The organism is Vibrio mimicus CAIM 602, assembly GCF_000338875.1.
GTDB lineage: Bacteria > Pseudomonadota > Gammaproteobacteria > Enterobacterales > Vibrionaceae > Vibrio > Vibrio mimicus.
Genome location: NZ_AOMO01000030.1, coordinates 76965 through 98300 on the forward strand (window position 1 = coordinate 76965; position 21336 = coordinate 98300).

Annotated in this window: 16 protein-coding genes, 4 tRNA genes and 1 pseudogene; 11 read left to right on the plus strand and 10 right to left on the minus strand. The window is 47.2% G+C overall.

The features are described 5' to 3' along the window. The first annotated feature begins 6 nt into the window (after positions 1-6). Positions 7-468, plus strand: a complete 462-nt coding sequence (locus tag D908_RS09710; protein WP_005524492.1) for a methyltransferase family protein — start codon at positions 7-9, stop codon at positions 466-468. A 110-nt stretch (positions 469-578) separates the two neighbouring features. Then, positions 579-2219: a S1 family peptidase gene (locus D908_RS09705; protein WP_005524493.1), complete on the plus strand. Its 1641-nt coding sequence runs from the start codon at positions 579-581 to the stop codon at positions 2217-2219. Positions 2220-2294: 75 nt separating this feature from the next. Here D908_RS09705 and D908_RS09700 read toward each other — a convergent pair whose 3' ends face one another. The 9 genes and pseudogenes from D908_RS09700 to yeiP form a co-directional block, all read right to left on the minus strand. After that, positions 2295-3020, minus strand: a complete 726-nt coding sequence (locus tag D908_RS09700; RefSeq protein WP_005524494.1) for a DUF3581 domain-containing protein — start codon at positions 3018-3020, stop codon at positions 2295-2297. 149 nt (positions 3021-3169) lie between these two features. Further along, on the minus strand, positions 3170-4705 hold the full coding sequence (hutH, locus tag D908_RS09695) for a histidine ammonia-lyase (RefSeq protein WP_005524495.1): 1536 nt from the start codon (positions 4703-4705) through the stop codon (positions 3170-3172). Between the two features lie 11 nt (positions 4706-4716). Next, positions 4717-6415 (minus strand): annotated as a pseudogene (gene hutU, locus D908_RS0119365) (urocanate hydratase). Between the two features lie 18 nt (positions 6416-6433). Next, complete coding sequence (gene hutG, locus D908_RS09690; protein ID WP_005524496.1) at positions 6434-7450, minus strand: formimidoylglutamase; 1017 nt, start codon at positions 7448-7450, stop codon at positions 6434-6436. Beyond that, a complete protein-coding gene (gene hutI / locus D908_RS09685; RefSeq protein ID WP_005524498.1) occupies positions 7440-8648 on the minus strand; it encodes an imidazolonepropionase in 1209 nt (402 codons plus the stop codon). Before hutI ends, hutG begins: the two co-directional genes overlap by 11 nt. A 103-nt stretch (positions 8649-8751) precedes the next feature. Next, complete coding sequence (hutC, locus tag D908_RS09680) at positions 8752-9462, minus strand: histidine utilization repressor (RefSeq protein ID WP_005524499.1); 711 nt, start codon at positions 9460-9462, stop codon at positions 8752-8754. Positions 9463-9579: 117 nt separating this feature from the next. Then, positions 9580-10527, minus strand: a complete 948-nt coding sequence (locus tag D908_RS09675) for a DUF3187 family protein (protein ID WP_005524501.1) — start codon at positions 10525-10527, stop codon at positions 9580-9582. A 139-nt stretch (positions 10528-10666) separates the two neighbouring features. Further along, positions 10667-10987: an HI1450 family dsDNA-mimic protein gene (locus tag D908_RS09670; RefSeq protein WP_000818872.1), complete on the minus strand. Its 321-nt coding sequence runs from the start codon at positions 10985-10987 to the stop codon at positions 10667-10669. A gap of 4 nt (positions 10988-10991) precedes the next feature. Next, a complete protein-coding gene (gene yeiP, locus D908_RS09665) occupies positions 10992-11558 on the minus strand; it encodes an elongation factor P-like protein YeiP (RefSeq protein ID WP_001123593.1) in 567 nt (188 codons plus the stop codon). A gap of 216 nt (positions 11559-11774) precedes the next feature. Here yeiP and D908_RS09660 point away from each other — a divergent pair, with 216 nt between their 5' ends. Continuing rightward, a complete protein-coding gene (locus tag D908_RS09660; RefSeq protein WP_005524502.1) occupies positions 11775-12542 on the plus strand; it encodes a nucleotidyltransferase domain-containing protein in 768 nt (255 codons plus the stop codon). Between the two features lie 109 nt (positions 12543-12651). Further along, positions 12652-14751: a PTS sugar transporter subunit IIC/EAL domain-containing protein gene (locus D908_RS09655; RefSeq protein WP_005524503.1), complete on the plus strand. Its 2100-nt coding sequence runs from the start codon at positions 12652-12654 to the stop codon at positions 14749-14751. Here the strand turns inward: D908_RS09655 and D908_RS09650 are convergent. Further along, positions 14723-17086 carry a DNA polymerase II gene (locus D908_RS09650; RefSeq protein ID WP_005524504.1) on the minus strand — a complete coding sequence of 788 codons (2364 nt, stop codon included), beginning with the start codon at positions 17084-17086 and terminating at the stop codon, positions 14723-14725. The two genes, D908_RS09655 and D908_RS09650, sit on opposite strands and share 29 nt — an antisense overlap. 376 nt (positions 17087-17462) lie before the next feature. Here D908_RS09650 and uvrY point away from each other — a divergent pair, with 376 nt between their 5' ends. From uvrY to D908_RS09615, 7 genes are all read left to right on the plus strand, one after another. Next, positions 17463-18107, plus strand: coding sequence for a UvrY/SirA/GacA family response regulator transcription factor (gene uvrY, locus D908_RS09645; RefSeq protein ID WP_005510411.1), 645 nt, complete (start codon positions 17463-17465; stop codon positions 18105-18107). Next, on the plus strand, positions 18107-19939 hold the full coding sequence (gene uvrC / locus D908_RS09640; RefSeq protein WP_005524505.1) for an excinuclease ABC subunit UvrC: 1833 nt from the start codon (positions 18107-18109) through the stop codon (positions 19937-19939). Before uvrY ends, uvrC begins: the two co-directional genes overlap by 1 nt. Positions 19940-19986: 47 nt before the next feature. Beyond that, entirely contained in the window at positions 19987-20544 is a 558-nt protein-coding gene (gene pgsA, locus D908_RS09635; RefSeq protein ID WP_001211973.1) for a CDP-diacylglycerol--glycerol-3-phosphate 3-phosphatidyltransferase, read from the plus strand. Positions 20545-20801: 257 nt separating this feature from the next. After that, positions 20802-20875: transfer RNA gene (locus tag D908_RS09630), tRNA-Cys, on the plus strand. Positions 20876-20877: 2 nt separating this feature from the next. Further along, positions 20878-20953: transfer RNA gene (locus D908_RS09625), tRNA-Gly, on the plus strand. A 64-nt stretch (positions 20954-21017) separates the two neighbouring features. Continuing rightward, positions 21018-21104 (plus strand) — tRNA-Leu (locus D908_RS09620). A gap of 10 nt (positions 21105-21114) precedes the next feature. Then, positions 21115-21190: transfer RNA gene (locus D908_RS09615), tRNA-Gly, on the plus strand. Positions 21191-21336 lie beyond the last annotated feature (146 nt).

The window sequence follows — 21336 nt, forward strand, 5'->3', positions numbered from 1 at the left end:
ATCAATATGAGAAATCTTGAATTGAAAGTGCCGCCAGTGGCTGTGTTTTTGGTTGCATTAACCCTTGTTCATCTCGCTGCACGTTGGTTTAGCACACTTTCTCTTTCACTGCCTTTCCCGAGTTTAATGATGGTATTGTGTTTTTGTAGTTCAGGTTTCTTTGGACTGGCTGGCGTTATGGAATTTCGTCGTCATAAAACCACGGTAAATCCGTTAGCGCCTGATTTGGCGGTGACAGTGGTGGACAGTGGCGTTTTCGCTTTGAGCCGCAATCCAATGTACCTTGCACTGTTACTGTTGTTATTTGGCTTAGCTTATTGGCAGGAAAATGCATTGAGTTTGGTTATGGTGGGTGGTTTTATGATTTATATGAATCAATACCAAATCGAGCCCGAGGAACGCATTTTAGAAGCTAAGTTTGGTGAGGTCTATTTGCAGTATAAACAGTGTGTTAGACGTTGGTTTTAAACGATAACTTAAGGTGCTGCTCACAAACTGATGATAAATAACGCTTTCAATTCGTTGAAATAATATATCTTGAGCAAGCTATATTATTAGATGATTGGAAGGACTCAGTTGTGAAAAAGGCTTATACCTTGTTGGCGTGTTCTGTCGCGTCAGTATTTTTCCCTACAATGCTCTTTGCTGAATCTACAGCAAACATTTCACCACGCATTATTAATGGTTCCGATGCAACTTTAGGTGAGTGGCCCTCGATTGTGGCTTTAGTTAAAAGTGGCCAAAATGCATTTGATGGTCAGTTTTGTGGTGGCAGTTTCTTAGGCGGTCGTTATGTGTTGACTGCTGCTCACTGTGTTGAATTTATGGATCCGGCCAAGTTGGATGCGGTCATTGGAATCAATAATTTGAACAATGAAGGTAGCGAAGGGATCCGTGTCCCAGTTCGTCGTATTTATGTTCATGAAGACTACTTCAATAGCAATTTGGTAAATGATATTGCGATTCTGGAACTGGATCGTGAAGTCTCTTCTCCTGCTATAACCATAGCTGATGCGACAACTCGAACTTCTACTGCTGCGGGTTCTCGTATGAGCGTTGCAGGCTGGGGAACAACTACGCCATCTGGTAGCTCAGTGTATCCCTCAGTATTGCAGAAAGTGGATGTTAATTTACAAGACCAAAGCACTTGTTACATGGCAATGAGCGGTTTAAATCCCTCTGGTATCTCTTTCAATCCCAATTCAACTAATTTCTGTGCAGGAACAGCAAATAATGAAGATTCCTGTCGTGGTGATTCTGGTGGCCCAATTATTGTTGCGGATACTGGAGTGCAATTAGGTATTGTCAGTTGGGGTTCAGCGGTATGCGCAACGAGTGGTACTTATGGTGTTTATACCAATATCAGTCACTTCACTAACTGGATTACTCAAAAAACCAATGGTTTTAGCTATGAGCAATACGTTGATGAAAAACAGATACCCTTAGCGCCATTTACGCGCACCTTCACCTACAATAACTTTGGCAACAATCAGATGACGTATTCAGGAGTTAGGATTATCAATAATCCGTACGACCCAAGTCATCTTGTGTCAGTGGTAGCGAATAGCTGTGAAAGTCAAACGCTCAATCCTAATGAAAGTTGTGAGATTACTTTCCAATTCTCTCCACAAGCCTACCAAACGTATCAATACGAAATTGATGTTGATTTTTCGGAAAATGGTGTGAGCAGAACTGCCGATACGACGGTTAAGTTTAAAACGATGAGAAGTGCAAGTTCGGAGGTGATTAATGCACTTTCTACATTGCCTAAAACTGATGTTTTAAGCAGTGAGCAAGGTTGGAGTGTGGTTGGAAATGAGCTTCGTTCTGGTGTTATCGGCGACTCACATCGATCTGAACTGGTGATTAAAGGTATTCCTCGCGGGATAATTTCCTTCAACTATCGAATGTCATCGGAAAGTACCGACATGTTAGAAGTTTATCTGAATGGAGAATTCAGAGGCCGAGCTTCTGGTTACTCAGCTAGTACGGTGCGACTATCATTATTAAATACGGATAATATTGTTGAATTCCGTTATGTGAAGAATGGCAGTGTTTCATCAGGTGAAGATGCGGCGTTTATCTCTAATCTTCGTTATTCTTCTAGCATATTGGCGGAGAGCACATCAACAACAACTAGCTCTTCTGGCGGTGGCTCCATTGGCTGGTTTGGTTTGTTGCTATTCGCCCCGTTGTGGATGAGAAGAAAAGCTTCTTGATTATTAATTGCGAATATAAAGATAACCCGCTGTGTGCGGGTTATTTTTTGGGCGTTGGATCAGGTGTTTAACGAACTATGCCGCTTGCTCAATTTGGCTGAGAAAAGCCTCTTTGCGCTCATTGAAACGATTTACGAGATCATCAATTTCCGCTTGATCGTATGGTTTTAAACCACTGGCAACCATGCGCTTAAGCCCTTTTCCAACCACTTGCCCTTCTTCTTTGAAAGCGAAGTTGAGTGTTACTAGGCCACGTTTACCATCGACATCAAAGGTCGCACCGGTAAATTCTACTTCCGGATGAGTGAGATCAAGGCGGGTAAATTCCACTTCCATTGACTCATAAATCACTAATGGGCGCTGACAGTTGATCATCATCTGCTGTTCTTCCATCAATGGCACCATGATGTGCGGGAAGTTCATTCCAGAAAACTGCACATAGCTAGTGACCACGTGCTCAATAAAGGCAGGGTTACGGTTAACTTGGCCTTCATGCGACATATGTAGGTATTCTTTGCCATTCGCATCCACTACCGCACTTTCAAGTTCACACTTGTTTTCAATATGCAAAGCAACGCCATCGCTCACCATACCTGAGAAGTCAAAACGCATCTTCTGGCTAATGCCTTCTTTTTGCAGCAGTACGGCAAAAAGCAAATCGCCTGGTACGCAGAAACGCTTGCTGTCTTCGTCATGGATTGGGTTGAAATCGCCTGCCACCAGTTTGGCAAAGTGGCTAGCCTGTTGGCGAGTAAATTGAAATTGGTGTTGTTGGGTTGAATGGTATGCCGTCAGAAACATGGTTATCGCTATCTAAACTAAACTGCGGGCATTATAGGACAGAATCTCGCAATCATTGGTCTATCCAGTGGATATTTGAAGTTGCCACTTCAAGTCGTTTTAGTCATAAGAGCCCCGAAGGGCTCTTTAAATGGTGATTAGCCTGACACTTAATGCTGACTTGGCAGTAGCTGTTCTGGCATCAAACGGTTGTGTACTGCGAGTAGTAGTAGGGCATTGGCTTTTTCGATATCAGGCGCAAAATAGCGGTCTTTATCGTAAAACGGCACTTTTTCACGCAGTATTTGCCTTGCTTCCTCAATGCGTGGTGAGGATTTCAGTGGTGCACGAAAATCCAGCCCTTGTGCCGCAGCGAGGTATTCCACTGCCAAGATGCCACGAGTATTTTCACCCATGTCACGCAGTCTACGCGCTGCAAAAGTCGCCATCGAAACGTGATCTTCTTGGTTGGCTGAAGTCGGTAAACTGTCCACCGAAGCAGGGTGTGCCAGAGTTTTGTTCTCACTGGCCAAAGCGGCAGAAGTCACTTGCGCAATCATAAAGCCAGAGTTGACCCCACCATTGTCGACCAAAAAGGGCGGTAATTTACTCAGTGCGCTGTCAATCAGTAGTGCCATACGCCGCTCGGAGAGGCTGCCGATTTCAGCAATTGCCAGTGCCAAGTTATCCGCTGCCATGGCGACAGGTTCAGCATGGAAATTGCCACCAGAGATGATATCGCCATCATCGGCAAACACGAGAGGGTTATCAGAAACCGAGTTGGCTTCCACTTCCAACACCTCAGCTGCATTTCGAATTTGCTGCAAGCAAGCGCCCATCACTTGCGGTTGGCAGCGCAGAGAGTATGGGTCTTGTACCTTTTCACAATTGCTGTGTGATTGGCCGATTTCACTGTTGATATCCAGCAGATGACGATACGCATTCGCCGCATCCATTTGGGTGCGATGCCCACGAACGCGGTGGATACGCGGATCAAATGGGCGACGGCTGCCAAGCGCGGCTTCGACCGACATAGCACCGCAAACGGTGGCTGAGGCAAACAGATCTTCCGCGACAAACAGTCCTTCCAAAGCAAAAGCCGTTGAGGCTTGAGTGCCATTGAGTAGCGCTAGCCCTTCTTTTGGCGCGAGGGTGATTGGCTCTAGCCCTGCAATTTTCATCGCTTCCAGACCGGAGATGATCTTGCCGTTGTAACGTGCTTGGCCTTCGCCGAGCAACACAGTGCTCATGTGGGCGAGTGGCGCGAGATCGCCCGATGCACCGACCGAGCCTTTTTTCGGTACGCAAGGATAAATCTGGTTATTCACTAGCTCGATCAAAGCTTGGATGACTTCAAGGCGGATACCGGAATAGCCACGCGCCAAGCTGTTGATTTTGAGTAACATCATCAGACGAACCGTTTCATCCGACATCAGCTCGCCGATGCCCGCTGCATGAGAAAGCACGATGCTCTTTTGCAGCGTTTCCAAATCTTGCGGGGCAATTTTGGTGTTGGCGAGCAAGCCAAATCCGGTATTGATACCGTAAACGGTACGTCCTTCGCTGATCACTTGTTCCACCACTTGGGCGCTTTCGGCAATCGCAGGAATCGCTTCCGGATCGAGGGATAACACCACGGGTGAGCGGCTCACTTGACGCAACTGTTTTAAGCTGAGTTGGCCGGGTTTAATCATCAGGTGCAACATGGTTTCTTTCCTCACTTGAGTTTGGCCAGCTCGGCGTTGAGCATAGGTAAGTCGAGTTTTTGTTGTTCTGCACAGCGTTTGGCGATGTCATAGCCTGCATCAGCATGGCGCATTACGCCTGTGGCTGGGTCATTGTGCAGTACACGAGCGATACGTTCGGCGGCATCATCACTGCCATCACAGCAAATCACCATACCGGAATGCTGTGAGAACCCCATACCTACGCCACCACCGTGGTGCAGAGAAACCCAAGTTGCTCCGCCTGCGGTGTTGAGTAGGGCATTGAGCAGTGGCCAATCAGAGACGGCATCTGAACCATCGAGCATGCCTTCAGTTTCGCGGTTCGGGCTAGCGACTGAGCCTGAATCCAAGTGATCACGACCAATCACGATCGGTGCTTTAAGTTCGCCATTTTTCACCATTTCATTAAATGCCAAGCCTAAGCGAGCGCGATCTTTTAAACCCACCCAGCAAATACGAGCAGGTAAACCTTGGAAGTGGATTCGCTCACGAGCCATATCTAGCCAGTTGTGCAGATGTGGGTTGTCAGGGATCAGCTCTTTGACTTTTTGATCAGTTTTGTAAATGTCTTCCGGATCGCCAGAGAGTGCCGCCCAGCGGAAGGGGCCAATCCCTTCACAGAACAGGGGGCGAATATACGCAGGCACAAAACCGGGGAAATCGAACGCATTGGCGACACCTTCTTCCAGCGCCATTTGGCGAATGTTATTGCCATAGTCTAGCGTAGCAGCGCCGCGAGCTTGCAAATCAAGCATGGCGCGGACTTGGATCGCCATCGAGGCTTTGGCGGCTTTGACGACTTCAGCTTCATTTTGCTGACGCATTTGCGCGGCTTTTTCCATGCTCCAACTCAGTGGCAAATAGCCATTGAGTGGATCGTGTGCCGAGGTTTGGTCAGTCACTACATCGGGAGTGATGTTGCGTTTGACTAATTCGGGGAAGACGTCGGCGGCATTACCCAGTAAGCCTACAGAAATTGGGCGATCGGTATCGGCGATCATTGCTAGCGCTTCATCAAGCGTGTTTGCTTTTTTGTCGACATAACCCGTGCGCAGACGATAGTCGATGCGCGATTCATCACATTCCACCGCAATCATCGAGAATCCTGCCATAGTCGCCGCCAGAGGTTGCGCACCACCCATGCCGCCCAATCCACCAGTCAAAACCCAAACGGCCTTTGGCATCGCCATTGAAATGTTTTTTCGCAACCGCGACAAACGTTTCGTAAGTGCCTTGCACTATGCCTTGCGAGCCAATGTAAATCCAAGATCCTGCAGTCATCTGGCCGTACATCATCAAGCCTTGTTTATCGAGCTCGTTGAAATGTTCCCAGTTTGCCCAGTGAGGTACTAAGTTGGAGTTGGCAATCAACACACGTGGAGCATTTTTGTGGGTTGGGAAAACCCCAACCGGTTTGCCCGATTGCACCAGTAAAGTCTGGTCATCTTCGAGGCGCTCCAGCACTTCGACGATTTTATCAAAGCACTCCCAGTTACGGGCCGCGCGGCCAATACCACCATACACCACCAGTGCATGAGGATGTTCAGCCACATCGGGGTCGAGGTTATTCATCAGCATGCGAAGTGGGGCTTCAGTGAGCCAAGATTTTGCGCGCAACTGCGTGCCACGAGGGGCGCGAATGGTGCGCTGAGTGTCCAGTCTTTTTCCTTGTGCAGATGACTGTGTCATGTTGAGACTCCTTTTGATTCACGAGTGACTGATGGATTGCACTTGTTCGGCCATCGCGTTAGCAATGTCCCAACACAAACGAGCGGCTAAGCGCGCCGTATGTTGATCGATATCGAAACTCGGGTTGTACTCGGCGATATCGGCAATCATCAGTTTGTTTTTGTAATGAAGAATTCGGTCGAAATAGGGGGCAAGCGCTTCTATGCTCACACCACGCGCGGCAGGCGCACTCACACCGGGCGCACTGGCTGCCGGAAACACGTCCAGATCAATGGTGAGATAGAGGTAATCACAATCATCAATAAAGTGTTGTAATTGAGTAAGGTGATAGTTGAGTGATAAAGGCGAAAAGGCTTTATCTTCAACATACCAAACCCCTAGCTTATCTGCGCGTTCAAACAGCGCGGGCGTGTTGCTGGCGCGGCTCACTCCTAGGCAAGCGTAATGAAAATCCCAACCTTGCTGCTGGCAAAAATGGTGAATTTGATTAAACGGCGTGCCTGAGCTTGGGCGCACCGGAACTAACTCTGATTCAAACGCACGTAAGTCAAAATGCGCATCAAAATTGATGATGCCGATCCGAGGTTGCTTTACGCCTGTTGCCAAGAAATGTTGTGCTAAACCCTGAAAGGTTGCCCAAGCAATCTCGTGTCCGCCACCGAGCACGATGGCTCGCGCGTGAGGCAAAGCCTGTTGAATCACTTGCGCGCAATTTTGTTGAGCTTGCTCTAATCCATCACCTTCACAGCGAATGTTGCCCAAATCGTAAATGGAGGTTGGATGGTGCCACGCGAGATTAGCCAGCGCTTGCTTGATCAGGTTGGGCGCGTGTTTGGCTCCTGTGCGGCCTTTGTTGCGTTCCACGCCCGCATCACACTCAAAACCGATCAGCGCTACCCCTTGAGGCTGATTGGCTAGCTCGTCCACTTGAATTGGAGAAGCGATATGGTGCACACGACGCCCAGCTTGACCGTCTTCGGCATCATGGCGGCCTTGCCATTGGTAAGTGTACTCTGTGGTGAGGTTAGGATTCATAGCTCAGCTCTCCATTAACCATGCGTGCATGCAGGCGAGAAATACCGACTTGATAGCTCAGCTCGGCAGGGTGCTCGATATTCCAAATCGCTAAATCGGCATCGTAACCTTCAGCGATTTGTCCGCGGCTTGTGACGTAACCCAAGGCTTGCGCTGCATGGCAAGTAACACCGCGTAGCGTCTCTTCCGGTGTTAGGCCAAACAGGGTACAGCCCATATTCATCATTAATAACAGATCGGCAAACGGTGACGTACCGGGGTTCAAATCGGTGGATATTGCCATAGGTACGCGGTGTTGGCGTAGCCATTCAATTGGCGGCTTTTGGGTTTCGCGCAAAAAGTAGAATGCGCCGGGAAGTAAGGTCGCAACCGTGCTCGATTGCGCCAATGCTTTCACGCCCGCTTCATCAAGATATTCGATATGGTCAACCGAGAGTCCCCCCATGCGAGCGGTGAGTGCGCTGCCGCCTAAGTTAGAAAGTTGCTCGGTATGACCTTTGATTTGCAAACCATGCTCTTGTGCGGCATGGAACACGCGTTCAGTTTGCGCCACGTTAAAGCCAATTGATTCACAAAACACATCCACGCTGGTCGCCAGTTGTTCCTGTGCGACAAGAGGAATGATCTCTTGGCAAATATGCTCAATATAGTCATCACTATGACCTTGAAATTCAGGAGGCAGTGCGTGTGCCGCGAGTAATGTGGTGGTGATTTTTACGCGGCGATGCTGCTCCAGCGCTTTGGCGGCGCGCAGCATTTTAAGTTCATCCTTGAGTGTTAGACCGTAGCCGGATTTCACTTCAACGGATGTCACACCGCTACGCAGTAGGCCATCCAAACGCGGTAGCGCCAGTTCGATCAACTCTTCTTCACTGGCTTGACGGGTCGCGTTAACGGTAGAAAGAATGCCTCCGCCTTGAGCGGCGATGGCTTGGTAGGGCACGCCTTGTAAACGCAGTTCAAATTCATGGGCACGACTGCCTGCATAAACCAAGTGGGTGTGGCAATCAATTAATCCCGGTGTGACTAATTTACCTGCACACGAGAGAGGAAGTGCATCGCTGGGTAGGTCAATATCTTGCCCTATGTGTTGAATCCTACCCTGATTAATCACCACGGTTTGTGGTTCAGTAACTTGATAACCTAGCGACCCCGGTTGCATGGTTACTAAACGCGCTTCGGTTAACACACAATTCATCGCTTTCCATCCAGATATCGACATGTCAAATGTATATACAAATAAATAGTGGAAAGCGTGAAAGTTCGCAACTTGAATGTTGCGAAAATGTGATCATGTGGGATTATTGGTTAAAGAGGACTTTCGAGCTGAGTTTATAACGCGAACCCGGATGATAGAGCAGGGCTGAGCTAACCAGTTTGTCACCACTCCAAGTACGGCGATTGAGTAGCAAACAAGGTTCATTTGCAGCAAGCGCAAGGGCTTGTTTGACATGCGCATCTGCAACGATGGCTTCTACGGTATGCTCAATCGCGCTCAGTGGACAGTTTTGCGACAAATATTGATTAGGCGTAATTTGCGTAAAGTCTTGATCTAAATAGTGTGGTGCAGAACGGCTATTCACCCAACGCACTTCCAGTTGCATTGGGATGTCGTTAGCGTAGTGAATGATTTCACTGTAAAACACTGGGCTACCCACCATCACACCGAGCTTGATAGCAACAGCTTCATCCGCATTCAGCGCACGCTGTTCAACCACTTTGTTGTGATACTGCTTACCGCGACTGAGGATTTCATCAGCGATGTTGCGAATATCCAGCAAAGGCGATTCGGCTTTCTCTTCTGCAGCGCAAACAAAGGTGCCCAAGCGTGGACGGCGCTGTAATCTGCCTTCACTGACCAGATCGCGCAGCGCTTTGTTGACTGTCATACGGCTGACACCGAATTGCTCCGTTAACTCTAATTCGGTTGGGGTACGATAGCCGACAGGCCAACGACCCGACTCGATGTTATCGAGCATAAATTGTTTGATTTGCAGATAGCGTGGTGACAAGTTTCAACTCTTTCAAAAAATCATTTGCATAGACAAATCATTTCTTTGAAATCGGTGTTTTGCAACTTTTTGTGTTTAAGTTGCCACATTGCGCAGATTTTTTAGAGAAAGAGATGCTCACAAGCGGTAGCGATAGCTTATGTGCAGCGCAATATCAGTGCTGTTATCTGTGCTAAACACATTTTCAGTCATCGCAATCTCTAAAGCGCTGGATGGCATAACATAGCGATAGCCCAGCAGATATTCGGTTGCGAGTTTTTCGAGCTCCTTGGGACTTTCAACGGTGCCTTGATAGACATGAAAAGAGCTAAACAAATGGTGCTTGGTGTTAATTTGATATTCATAACCTACCGCAGTGGTGAGGGAGGTATTTTTCATGGGCAAGGTTCCAGTGCCCTTGTCATGATGAGTGACCCCGACCATGCCATAAATTCGATGTGAATCCTGTTGGTAGGTGTAGTTTAGTTGCAGTGCCTGTTCAAAACGGCTTAAACGCAGCAGCCCATGCTGGTTGTAGTACAAACTGCCGCCAATCGAGAAGCCATGATGTTCTGAGGCGATCAATTGATACTGGGTGTAAACAGAGAATGCGCTGCTTAAGGTCGAGCCCGAAAAGTCATCCCACGCAATACCATATTGTGGAATAGCAATGTGAAAACGGTGCTTATCCACTTTATCACGTCCGTTTTGATCTAAGCCGAACAAATTGTGAAAGCCCATAGTGAGTGAGTCGAGTTGGTTATCCCAAGCTTGACTATGCCGATAACTCAGTTCGGTTTGCCACTGTTCAGTGATCTGCCACTTTAAACCAAGACTTAACTGGTTTTGGTAGAAGTCCCCTTCATAGCCAGGACTGTCACTCCAGACGCTGGCGGCTGAAAATCCACCGAACAGCTCTTGACTATCCATGGGGAGTGAAAAGCCATCGCGAAGCTGCGGAGTGAGCGAGTGACTGGCAAGTGGTGCCTGAGCATAGTTGAGTAACGGCCCGTAACGGTATTCATTGGCCATACTGGGAATTGAAAATAGAGCACAAATAAGTGTAAGCAGTGGGAGAAATCGCATTGTCTAACTCACAGTTTGATTGCACTTGAGTTAAGTTTAGCGGATTTTTTTGTGACGGGAATTGGGCTTTTAGCTCAATCTAAGATCTTGGAAAGTAGCAAAAAGAGTAACGCCAGCTCGAAGGCTGGCGTTGCTAAGTTTAGTCACGCTTCCACAGCATATGACAAAACTTCTGATCCGGGTCACGGCTGATCAACATGCGGGCGAATACATCGTCCAGCACATCGTTCTCTTCGTTAACCAGACCAATACGAACCTCGGCGTAGATTTCCTTATCGACTTCAAAGCCCACCTGATCATCCCAGTCATCGCCGACATCAACCAGTTCAGCAGCGCCACGATCATCAAACTGTGCAGTGAACAGAATCACATCCACAGGTTCGAGGTTATCCGGCGCCATTTCCAAGAAAATGTCGTATGCGGTATCAATAGTGTCGTCGATAGAAATTAACTCAGCCATAGGATTACGCTCGGTTCATGAATTTGCGTTCAGCAGTATTGATAACGATACGATCGCCCGTTGCAATGTACTCTGGAACTTGAACCACTAATCCAGTTGGCATACGCGCTGGTTTCGTACGAGAAGACGCTGAAGCACCTTTGATTGATGGGTCAGTTTCTTCAATCACCATTTCAACTGAAGATGGCAGTTCAATGGCAACTGCTTCACCGTCAACCAATACTACGCTCATGCCTTGAATTTCTTCAGTGATGAACAGCAGTTCGTCTTCAATTTCATCTTTCTTGAAGTTGTATGGGGTGTAGTCGTCATTGTTCATGAAGACATACTCATCGCCATCAATGTAAGAGAAAGAGATCGGGCGTTTGTTCATTTCTACTGTATCGAGAACGTCATCAGACTTGTAACGCTCATCTACGCGTGCGCCAGTATTGAGGTCAGTACAACGCAGTTTGTAGATTTTTGAACCGCCGCGGCCACCAGGAGTGGTCACTTCGATGTCTTTGATCAGCAGAGTTTTACCGTTAGAAACGATGGCAAAACCTTTTTTCAGTTCACTTGCCTTTGGCATGAAATATATCCTTCGTGTAAAAAGTGGCAGCATTATAACTAAAGGAAGGGGGGAAAAGGAATATCTCTCCCTTGCGACTTGAAGTTGAAGATGTGTTGACCGATCAAAGGTTCAGCAAGTGATGCTTTGCTAAGCAATGAAACAGTGAACTATTGATTGATTGGCGCGCATCGTGGAACATAAGGCCTCTGCAAATCAAGTGAGTACGTGAACGGTATGACTCTGCCGGTGATTGATCCTAAACAGCCTTTTCAACCTGAATATCAAAGCGCGATTGCCGATTTGGTACGCTTTTGGCGTGCAGGGGCTGGGCAGGCACTGCACAGTATTTATCTTTACGGCAGCGTGGCGCGTAAAACGGCGCAGCCCAATCGTTCTAATTTGGATGTTGTGGTCGTAACTCATGGGGCTTTTGAAGAAAACCGTGCCACATTAATCAATACGATTCGCTGGCGTTTTCAGAAAAGCTATCCGTGGATCACCGATGTATCGATCAAAATGGCGACTGTTGAAGAGATCGCGACCTTAGAGGCGATTTTCTCTTGGGGCTTTATGCTGCGTCACTGCTGTGTTTGTGTGTATGGTGACAATTTGGCTGAGTGTTTTGGTCATTACGAACCGAGTTGGGAAATCGCCAAACATTGGAATATGGATGTGGGTGATTGGTTAACTTACTACCGAGATAAAATTGCCAAAGCCTCTAGTGAGCAAGAGCAGATTTCGGCTCAGCAGATGGTGGCAAAAAAACTGCTGCGCGCCAGCTACTCACTCATTATGTACCGAGATAAACAGTGGTTTGATGATCCGATTGAGTGTGGAACCCGCTTCTTGCGTTACCACCCGGAAAAGCAACTTGAAATTGAACGCCTTGGCTTGTTGCTAAAACAGCGTGCGATTCCCAAACGTTCCGTAATTGGACTACTGGATAGCTTTGGCCCATGGTTAGTGGCGCAATATAAGAAAACCGAGTTTCGTATCGGGTAGTCTCTTCAGTGCTATCAATAAATCTCCGTTTCACTCCCCCAGATATTTAATAACAAAGAAATTAGTGTGCTAACTTTTTAGATATGAGCCTGACGAGAGGCCGGTGAGCATGCTGAGTTTTGATAAACGTTTACGAGCGATAAAAAAGGTCGAGTTAACCAAGGTTTCTCAATACCTTGTTTCGGCAATGCATTCGATTCGAGAGGGGATGGTGTGGTTGATCCCTTGTCTGATGATCTCTTCATTCATTCTATTTATTGCCAGTATGGGAGAGTTATTCAGCGGATGGCGACCTGAATGGGTAGTCATGCTCTATCGCGCAAACCAACTGATTGCCGAAACCTTCCCTTACTTGATGACGGCCACCATTTCCTATCTGTTAGCGATGCATTGGCATTTACCACGCCCACCTATTGCGTTGCTCAGCATTGTGTTTTTGGTTGTCTCCTCCGCAGCCGTGAGTGCGGATCATAATTTGCCTACCTTTCAGATTGTTACGGCACTGGTGACCCCAATTTATGCGATTCCTCTTATCGCTTGGCTGACGCGTTACCCCGTATTGCATCTGACACAGTCCAACAGTGCGGGAACGATTGTGCGTGAATCACTCAATCTCGTTATGCCAGCAGCGTTGACTGCAATTGTTGTGGTGTGTGTGAACTTAACTCTGTTTGGCCCCGTTACGCGGCAAATTTTTAGCAGCCTCATCCACTTTGATTACGCCAATGACCCTTATGCATTCGGCTTAACTTTCGCCAGCCTTAACTCGCTGCTCTGGTTTTTTGGTATTCACGGTTATTACGCTTTATTGCCGTTGGTGGAGTTACTGCAGGAAGCCAGTCGGTTATCAGAAGCTTATCTATTGATAGGAGAAAGCGCTCCGTACCCGATGAATTTATCCTTTATGGGGACGTTTGTGTTTATTGGTGGTAGTGGGGCGACGTTCTCTTTAGCGGTGGCGATTCTCTTGTTTGGTAAGCAGAAAACGATTCGATTACTGGCTATCGCCAGTATTCCTATCGGCATCATCAACGTTAATGAGATTTTTCTATTCGGCTTACCGCTGATTCTAAACCCCAGATTGTTTTTGCCTTTCTTACTTACCCCTATGGTGAATGTCGTGGTGTCACTTTGGGCAGTGAATTCAGGTTGGGTCGCTTATCCCATGGTTTCTGTGCCGTTTAATAGCCCCATTTTTCTGAATGCTTGGATAGCAACCAATGGTGACTGGCATGCTTTATGGCTACAACTGCTGAACATCTGCTTAGGTTGTATCTTATATTTACCATCCGTATTGAGGATGAATGAACAATATGGCCACCAGACCATACGCATTCCTTCGTTGGACACCATGTATACCCGCCGTGAAGAAGAAGCTATTCATCTTCAAGATGATCCGATTGCATTGGCACACAAACGAGAGCGTGAACAACTCAAGGTTGAACAACAACTGCAAATGATGAGCAGTAAGGAGTTCTGTCTAGAATATCAACCCCAAGTTTGTCACCGTTCAGGACGTGTTATCGGGTGTGAAGCTTTGATTCGGGCTAAGGATTTGCAAGGCAACACCCTATATCCGGGTTCCTTTTTACCCTCGTTGGCGAAAGCTGGATTGATGAAAGAACTGGATTTATGGGTTGTAAAGCGAGTGGTGTATGACTTGCTCAAATTGCATGACCAAGGGTTTCGAATTCCGGTGAGCATCAATCTCACGGCTGATACGTTAATGGATGAACATATGATGTCCCAGATTGATGAAATTATCCGTCCTGTAGCGGGGCTCATTCATGTTGAATTGACCGAAGAGAGTTTGTTAGCGGACGAGCAGCGACTGACTTTTGTGTTCAATCAACTGCATCAGCTCGGTGTGAAAATTTATATTGATGATTTTGGCACTGGGTATTCTTCGCTCAGCTATTTGCACCGCTTCGATGTAGATGGGATCAAGATTGATCGCTCTTTTGTTTTGGCATTAGCGAATGAGAAAGGGCGCAAAGTGTTTGTGAATTTGCAGACGGTAGCGCAGTCCTTAGATTTAGAAACCATAGTCGAAGGGGTTGAAACCCAAGCACAACTTGATGCGATGGGGGATAACTATCCTTTTGCAGTACAAGGTTGGTTTTACAGTAAATCGCTCACTCGCCAGAAGTTAGTCGAGTTTGTGCAGGGCAGGAACGATCTCAAAACAGTCCAAGTTGTGGAGCAATAAGTTCATCAAACTGTTTGCCAATAAAAGGCAAAATGGCGTCCGCCACGGGTTTGAGTTGCTTATCAATGTAGTGCTGATAATCAATGGCGCTTTTTGAATACTCTTTAGGTTCTGGGCCATTCACTGTGATCAAATATTCTATACTGCCGCGATATTGATATTGCAAAGGTCGCCCTAGTTTTGCGTTGATCTCGTCGGCCATTCTGGCCGCGCGAACTTGTGGCGGTACATTCTTTTGATACTCGTGTAAGCGGCGACGCAGGCGTTTTTGATACACCAATTGTTCATCAAGCTGGCCTGCGAGGGTTTGCTCAACCGTCGTTCGAATATAGGCATCCGGATCCTGCCCGTGGAAAATCAGTTGATAAAGCTGATTCTGAAAACGTTGGGCAAGCGGTGTCCAGTCAGTGCGTGCACTTTCCAAGCCTTTAAAAATGATCTGCTCTTTATCGCCATCGCCTTTTAAACCCGCATAACGTTTTTTCGAACCAGTTTCCGCACCGCGAATGGTGGGCATAAGGAAGCGGCGATAGTGCGTTTCGTATTCGAGTTCAAGAATCGAAGTAAGGGCATATTCTTGCTTTAAATGCTCCGTCCACCATTGGTTGATTTCACTCACCAGAGCATTACCAATTGCATCAGCTTCCGGTTGAGTGTACTGACCACCCAGCGCAACGAAGGTCGAGTCAGTGTCGCCATAAATCACCTGATAGCCGCGTGCTTCAATCAACTGTTTGGTTTGGATCATGATCTCATGGCCGCGCATAGTGATGCTTGAGGCCAGTCGAGTATCAAAGAAGCGACAACCAGAAGAACCCAGCACACCATAAAACGAGTTCATGATGATTTTAATCGCTTGTGAAAACGCCTTTTCCTGATTGCGTTTCGCTTCATCCCGCGCCGCCCATAGCTTTTCAATCATATCGGGCAGAAAATGCCGGCTGCGATGGAATTGACCTCCGCGAAAACCGGGGACGGCTTGATCGACTTCTTTCCCAATCGGGAGTTTTAAACCTTCGACAAGGCCAAGCGGGTCAATCAAAAATGAGCGAATAATCGAGGGGTAAAGGCTTTTAAAATCCAGTACGAGTACTGAGTCATAGAGCCCCGGGATTGAATCCATGACATAACCACCGGGACTGGCTACCCAATTTTCTGGATGTAAGTTCGGGGCAACATAACCCGCGCGATGCAATTGGGGGAGATACAGATTGGTGAATGCTGCGACCGAGCCGCCAATGCGATCCAACTCAACACCCGTCAAACGTGAGCGCTGGATGGCAAAATCGAGTAAATGCGTAGCAGCAAAAATCTTGTTCACAAGAACGCAATCTTGCAAGTTGTAACGCGCTAAAGAGGGCTTATCGTGACGAAACATCTGGTTAATTTCGTCCATACGATCATGCACGTTATGAATGGCCTTGCCTTCACCAAGCAACTCCTGCGATACCGACTCCAATGACCATGAACGGAAATGGTAAGTCGCGGTTTTTAAGGTATCAATACCATCAAGCACTACACGGCCGGGGATGCTGATAAAACCTTGTTGGGTTTGATTGGCAGAGCGAAAGAAACTCGCTTGTTGGCCACGACCGATAGTGAGCTTGAGTTTGTGGTATTCCGCGCGCTTATGCAGCAGCCGGAAATCGAAATCGACCACACTCCAGCCAATGATGACATCAGGGTCAAATTGCTCGAACCAAGCCATCAGTGCCTTGAGCAATTGATATTCGTCTTCCACCCATTCAATCGCGGTTTCAGCAGGTTCTGGCTGACCTATCATGATCACCCGACTGTCCATCGGGCTATCCAAACCAATCGAATAAAGCAGCCCTTTTTCTGAGCATTCAATATCCAGTGACACCATGCTCAGATGAGGTAAGTAATCACCTTGCCGGCATTTGGCTTGCTGAACTTGGCGGTGAGTTCCTAAATCGTTGATCGAGCCTGTAAATTCGATGCTGCCTTGGATAAAGCGCTCCATTAGGTAGCGGTCAGCCAGTCGAATATCCGCTTCTAATGTCAGTATGCCCGCTTGGGAGAGTTTTTCGGCTAAAGCTTGGCAGTCACGAATGGTGTTGGTGTAGCAAGCCGCAAGAGCTTGGCCGTTAAAACCCCTCAGGGGAAGAGGTGATAGAGATGGCTTCAGTGAAAGCTGAGCCGCAATAAGTTCGATATCTGAGCAAGCCGACTGTTCAACAAAAAACACTGGGCGCTCACCGCGAATGATCAGTTGAGTTGGGCCTGAAGGAGTCGCGAGCCATAGCTCAATTTGGGTTTGTCCTGCCACATCACGGGCGTGGCGAGTTAATACAAACCCTTGCTCAATCTTCAATGTTGCCCACCTTTCATCTCATTCATCCTATTCTGTGCTGGCACATTATACTGATAGTAGAATCCATTACACGGCATAGTGTGTCATCCTTGATTACTCGAGCGAAAATCGTCCAAAGCTAATCGAGTTAAACGGTAGAAAACAACGGGTTATATTCACCAAACCTTTCAATTGGTCGAGTATGATTTTCATTAACTTATTGATTTTTATGTGCCACATGTGCGATTCGACACTTTGGAAAATAAGTGCTTGCTAAAGTGTAGGTTTCAGATCATATTCACGTGAGAAAAGTTGCCCATATTGGTAGAGGGTAACTTCGCTGTAATCCACTGTCTCGGTGGGTGCAGAGCCAATAGATAAGTGTGGAGATACAAGTTTGATTAGTGTTTTCCTTGTAGATGATCACGAGCTGGTTCGCACAGGGATACGACGTATTATTGAAGACGTCCGTGGAATGAAAGTAGCAGGGGAAGCTGACAGCGGTGAAGAAGCAGTAAAATGGTGCCGCACCAACCATGCGGATGTCGTTTTAATGGATATGAACATGCCGGGTATTGGTGGCTTGGAAGCAACCAAAAAACTGTTGCGTGTGAATCCAGATATAAAAATTATTGTATTGACGGTGCATACCGAAAATCCGTTCCCAACTAAGGTGATGCAAGCGGGTGCCGCGGGTTATCTCACTAAAGGTGCGGCTCCGGATGAAATGGTCAATGCGATTCGTATCGTCCACAGTGGTCAGCGTTATATTTCGCCAGAAATTGCGCAGCAAATGGCATTAAGCCAATTTTCGCCAGCTTCTGAAAACCCTTTTGCCGATCTCTCTGAGCGCGAATTGCAGATCATGTTAATGATCACTAAAGGTCAGAAAGTTACAGAAATTTCTGAGCAGCTCAGTTTGAGTCCAAAGACAGTCAACAGTTATCGCTATCGTCTGTTTGCTAAGCTGAACATTAACGGTGATGTGGAATTGACCCACTTAGCTATCCGACACGGGATCTTAGATACTGAGAAGTTATAGTGTCTGCACAGTTTGATTCTGCCCCTTTTCTAAAGACAGTCACCAACCAGCCCGGCGTGTACCGCATGTACAACGCTGAGGCTGAAGTGATTTATGTCGGTAAAGCCAAAGATCTCAAAAAGCGTCTTACCAGTTATTTTCGCAAGAACTTGGACAGCGAAAAGACCAAAGCATTGGTGAGCAATATCGCTAAGATTGACGTGACGGTGACCCACACCGAAACGGAAGCGCTGATCCTTGAACACAACTACATCAAGCAGTATTTACCCAAATACAACGTTTTGCTGCGTGATGATAAGTCTTATCCCTACATCTTCTTAAGTGCGCACAAACACCCGCGACTTTCATCGCATCGTGGTGCCAAGAAACGCCGTGGTGAATATTTCGGGCCTTATCCTGATTCGGGAGCAGTGCGTGAAACATTACATCTAATCCAGAAGATATTCCCGGTTCGCCAGTGCGAAGATACGGTATACAGCAACCGTACCAGACCTTGTTTGATGTATCAGATTGGGCGTTGTGCAGGGCCTTGTGTAAAAGGTTTGATTTCTGATGATGGCTACCAAGAAATCGTCAATTATTTGCGCCTTTTTTTGCAAGGCAAAGACAATCAAGTCTTGTCCATTCTTGTCGAGAAAATGGAACTGGCAAGTCGAGAATTACGCTTTGAAGACGCCGCAAAAGCGCGTGACCAAATTCAAGCCATTCGCCGTGTGCAAGAGCAGCAGTTTGTTTCTGACGATAGTTTGGAAGATCAAGATGTGCTTGGTTTTGCACAAGAGAATGGCATAGCCTGCATTCATATTTTGATGATTCGCCAAGGGAAAGTGCTGGGAAGTCGTAGCCATTTCCCGAAAATTCCCGCTGAAACATCACAAATCGAAGTGTTTGAGAGCTTCCTGAGCCAGTATTACTTAAGCCACAGTGAGGCGCGCAGTATTCCGACCCGGATCATTCTTAATCAAGGTCTCACGGAAGAAACGGAAGCATTACAAATGGCGATCAGTGAGCTAGCGGGCCATAAAGTGACTTTTCATGTCAATCCGACCGGGACGCGTGGACGTTATTTGAGACTCGCCAATACCAACGCGCTAACTGCGATTACGACCAAGATCAATCATAAGATGACGATTGGTCAACGTTTTAAAGCCCTGCAAGAAGAGCTGGGGATGGATGCGATTACGCGCATGGAGTGTTTTGATATTTCACATACCATGGGCGAGAGTACTATCGCTTCTTGCGTGGTCTTCAACCAAGAAGGGCCAGTGAAGCAAGAGTATCGTCGTTACAACATCACTGACATTACTGGCGGAGATGATTATGCGGCGATGGCACAGGTATTGGAGCGCCGTTACAGCAAGCAGCTCGATAGCAGCAAAATTCCCGACATTATTTTTATTGATGGTGGGAAAGGGCAGCTTAATCGTGCGTACGAAATTATCTCCTCATGTTGGCAGGATTGGCCGAAGTACCCGAAGATCATCGGTATCGCCAAAGGGGTGACACGTAAACCCGGTTTAGAAACGCTGATCACTATTGATGGCGATGAATTCCATTTGCCCAGTGATGCTCCCGCGTTACATTTGATTCAACACATCCGTGATGAAAGCCATAACCACGCGATTGCCGGGCATCGTGCTCAGCGCGGGAAAACACGCCGCACGAGTACCCTTGAAGGAATTGAAGGCGTGGGGCCAAAACGCCGTCAAGCGCTACTCAAATATTTGGGTGGCATGCAAGAGCTTAAACGTGCTTCTGTTGAAGAAATCGCCAAAGTGCCGGGCATAAGCCACGCATTGGCAGAAAACATTTATCAAGCATTGAAACAATAAGAAAAATACAGCAACATTAACGCGCCATCGAAAAGAGCCTATAAATTATGCGTTTCAACATTCCCAACATTCTCTCCTTGCTCAGATTATTTCTGATCCCTGTTTTTGTGGTGACCTTTTATCTCCCTTTTGAATGGGCTCCCTTTGTTGCCGCTATGGTGTTTTGGGTGGCTGGATTCACCGATTGGTTAGATGGAATGTTGGCGCGTAAATTAGGTCAAACATCGCGCTTTGGTGCATTTATTGACCCAGTGGCCGATAAAGTGCTGGTTGCCACGGCGCTGATCTTGATCACTGAGCATTACCACAGTATCTGGATAACCATTCCTGCGGTGACCATGATTGCTCGTGAAATTATTATTTCTGCACTGCGTGAATGGATGGCAGAAATCGGTAAACGTGCAAGTGTGGCGGTATCTTGGGTGGGAAAAGTCAAGACACTGACTCAAATGTTTGCACTGTGGGTACTGATCTGGCGTTATGACGACTGGATGATTTGGCTTGGCTACATTTCTATCTATGTGGCGACTGTACTGACTTATTGGTCTATGGTGCAGTATTTGGCTGCCGCCAAAGACGATTTACTTAACGAAGAACACCACTAGAAAACGGGCGAAAGCCCGTTTTTTTTGTCTCCGCAATATGGATGAGTAGTCTTCGAGATTGAGCTTACGATCCATTTATCTCTATAAAAATCCGACTTTTTTTGCCACTAAAGTGAGCAAATACCGCGTTTTTGCACGTTAAATAGTCAAACGATTAGAAATGCAAAAAAATTGTGTTGACTCAATAACTCGAATGCGTAGAATGCATTCCCGTAGTCAGGCAGTCATCGAAACAAGTGAGGGTCTGAAGTTACAGAGGCGCGTTGGCAGAGTGGCCATGCAGCGGATTGCAAATCCGTGGACCTCGGTTCGACTCCGGGACGCGCCTCCATTGCGACACTAGCTCAGTTGGTAGAGCGCAACCTTGCCAAGGTTGAGGTCACGAGTTCGAACCTCGTGTGTCGCTCCAAATTTAATGATATGGCGTTAAGCGGTATCAAAAGATGGTGTCTTCCATCGCAAAGATTTTGCGTGCCCTGGTGGTGAAATCGGTAGACACAAGGGATTTAAAATCCCTCGACTTTCGAGTCGTGCCGGTTCAAGTCCGGCCCGGGGCACCATCTCCATTTCGCGACACTAGCTCAGTTGGTAGAGCGCAACCTTGCCAAGGTTGAGGTCACGAGTTCGAACCTCGTGTGTCGCTCCAAATAAGAAACCCTGCTCATTGAGCAGGGTTTTTCTTTATCTATCTACAATAGTTTTATCATTCTTAATCTGAGTTCTAATGCACGTATTTGCATTAGCATCTGCTCAATGATCCTGATTTTTGTGCTACACGTCACGCGAATTCCT

Coding starts and splice junctions, on each gene's coding strand:
- D908_RS09710 (WP_005524492.1), top strand. CDS start 7: ATGAGAAATCTTGAATTGAAAGTGCCGCCAGTGGCTGTGTTTTTGGTT.
- D908_RS09700 (WP_005524494.1), bottom strand. CDS start 3,020: ATGTTTCTGACGGCATACCATTCAACCCAACAACACCAATTTCAATTT.
- hutH (WP_005524495.1), bottom strand. CDS start 4,705: ATGTTGCACCTGATGATTAAACCCGGCCAACTCAGCTTAAAACAGTTG.
- hutG (WP_005524496.1), bottom strand. CDS start 7,450: ATGAATCCTAACCTCACCACAGAGTACACTTACCAATGGCAAGGCCGC.
- hutI (WP_005524498.1), bottom strand. CDS start 8,648: ATGAATTGTGTGTTAACCGAAGCGCGTTTAGTAACCATGCAACCGGGG.
- D908_RS09675 (WP_005524501.1), bottom strand. CDS start 10,527: ATGCGATTTCTCCCACTGCTTACACTTATTTGTGCTCTATTTTCAATT.
- D908_RS09670 (WP_000818872.1), bottom strand. CDS start 10,987: ATGGCTGAGTTAATTTCTATCGACGACACTATTGATACCGCATACGAC.
- yeiP (WP_001123593.1), bottom strand. CDS start 11,558: ATGCCAAAGGCAAGTGAACTGAAAAAAGGTTTTGCCATCGTTTCTAAC.
- D908_RS09660 (WP_005524502.1), top strand. CDS start 11,775: ATGACTCTGCCGGTGATTGATCCTAAACAGCCTTTTCAACCTGAATAT.
- D908_RS09655 (WP_005524503.1), top strand. CDS start 12,652: ATGCTGAGTTTTGATAAACGTTTACGAGCGATAAAAAAGGTCGAGTTA.
- pgsA (WP_001211973.1), top strand. CDS start 19,987: ATGCGTTTCAACATTCCCAACATTCTCTCCTTGCTCAGATTATTTCTG.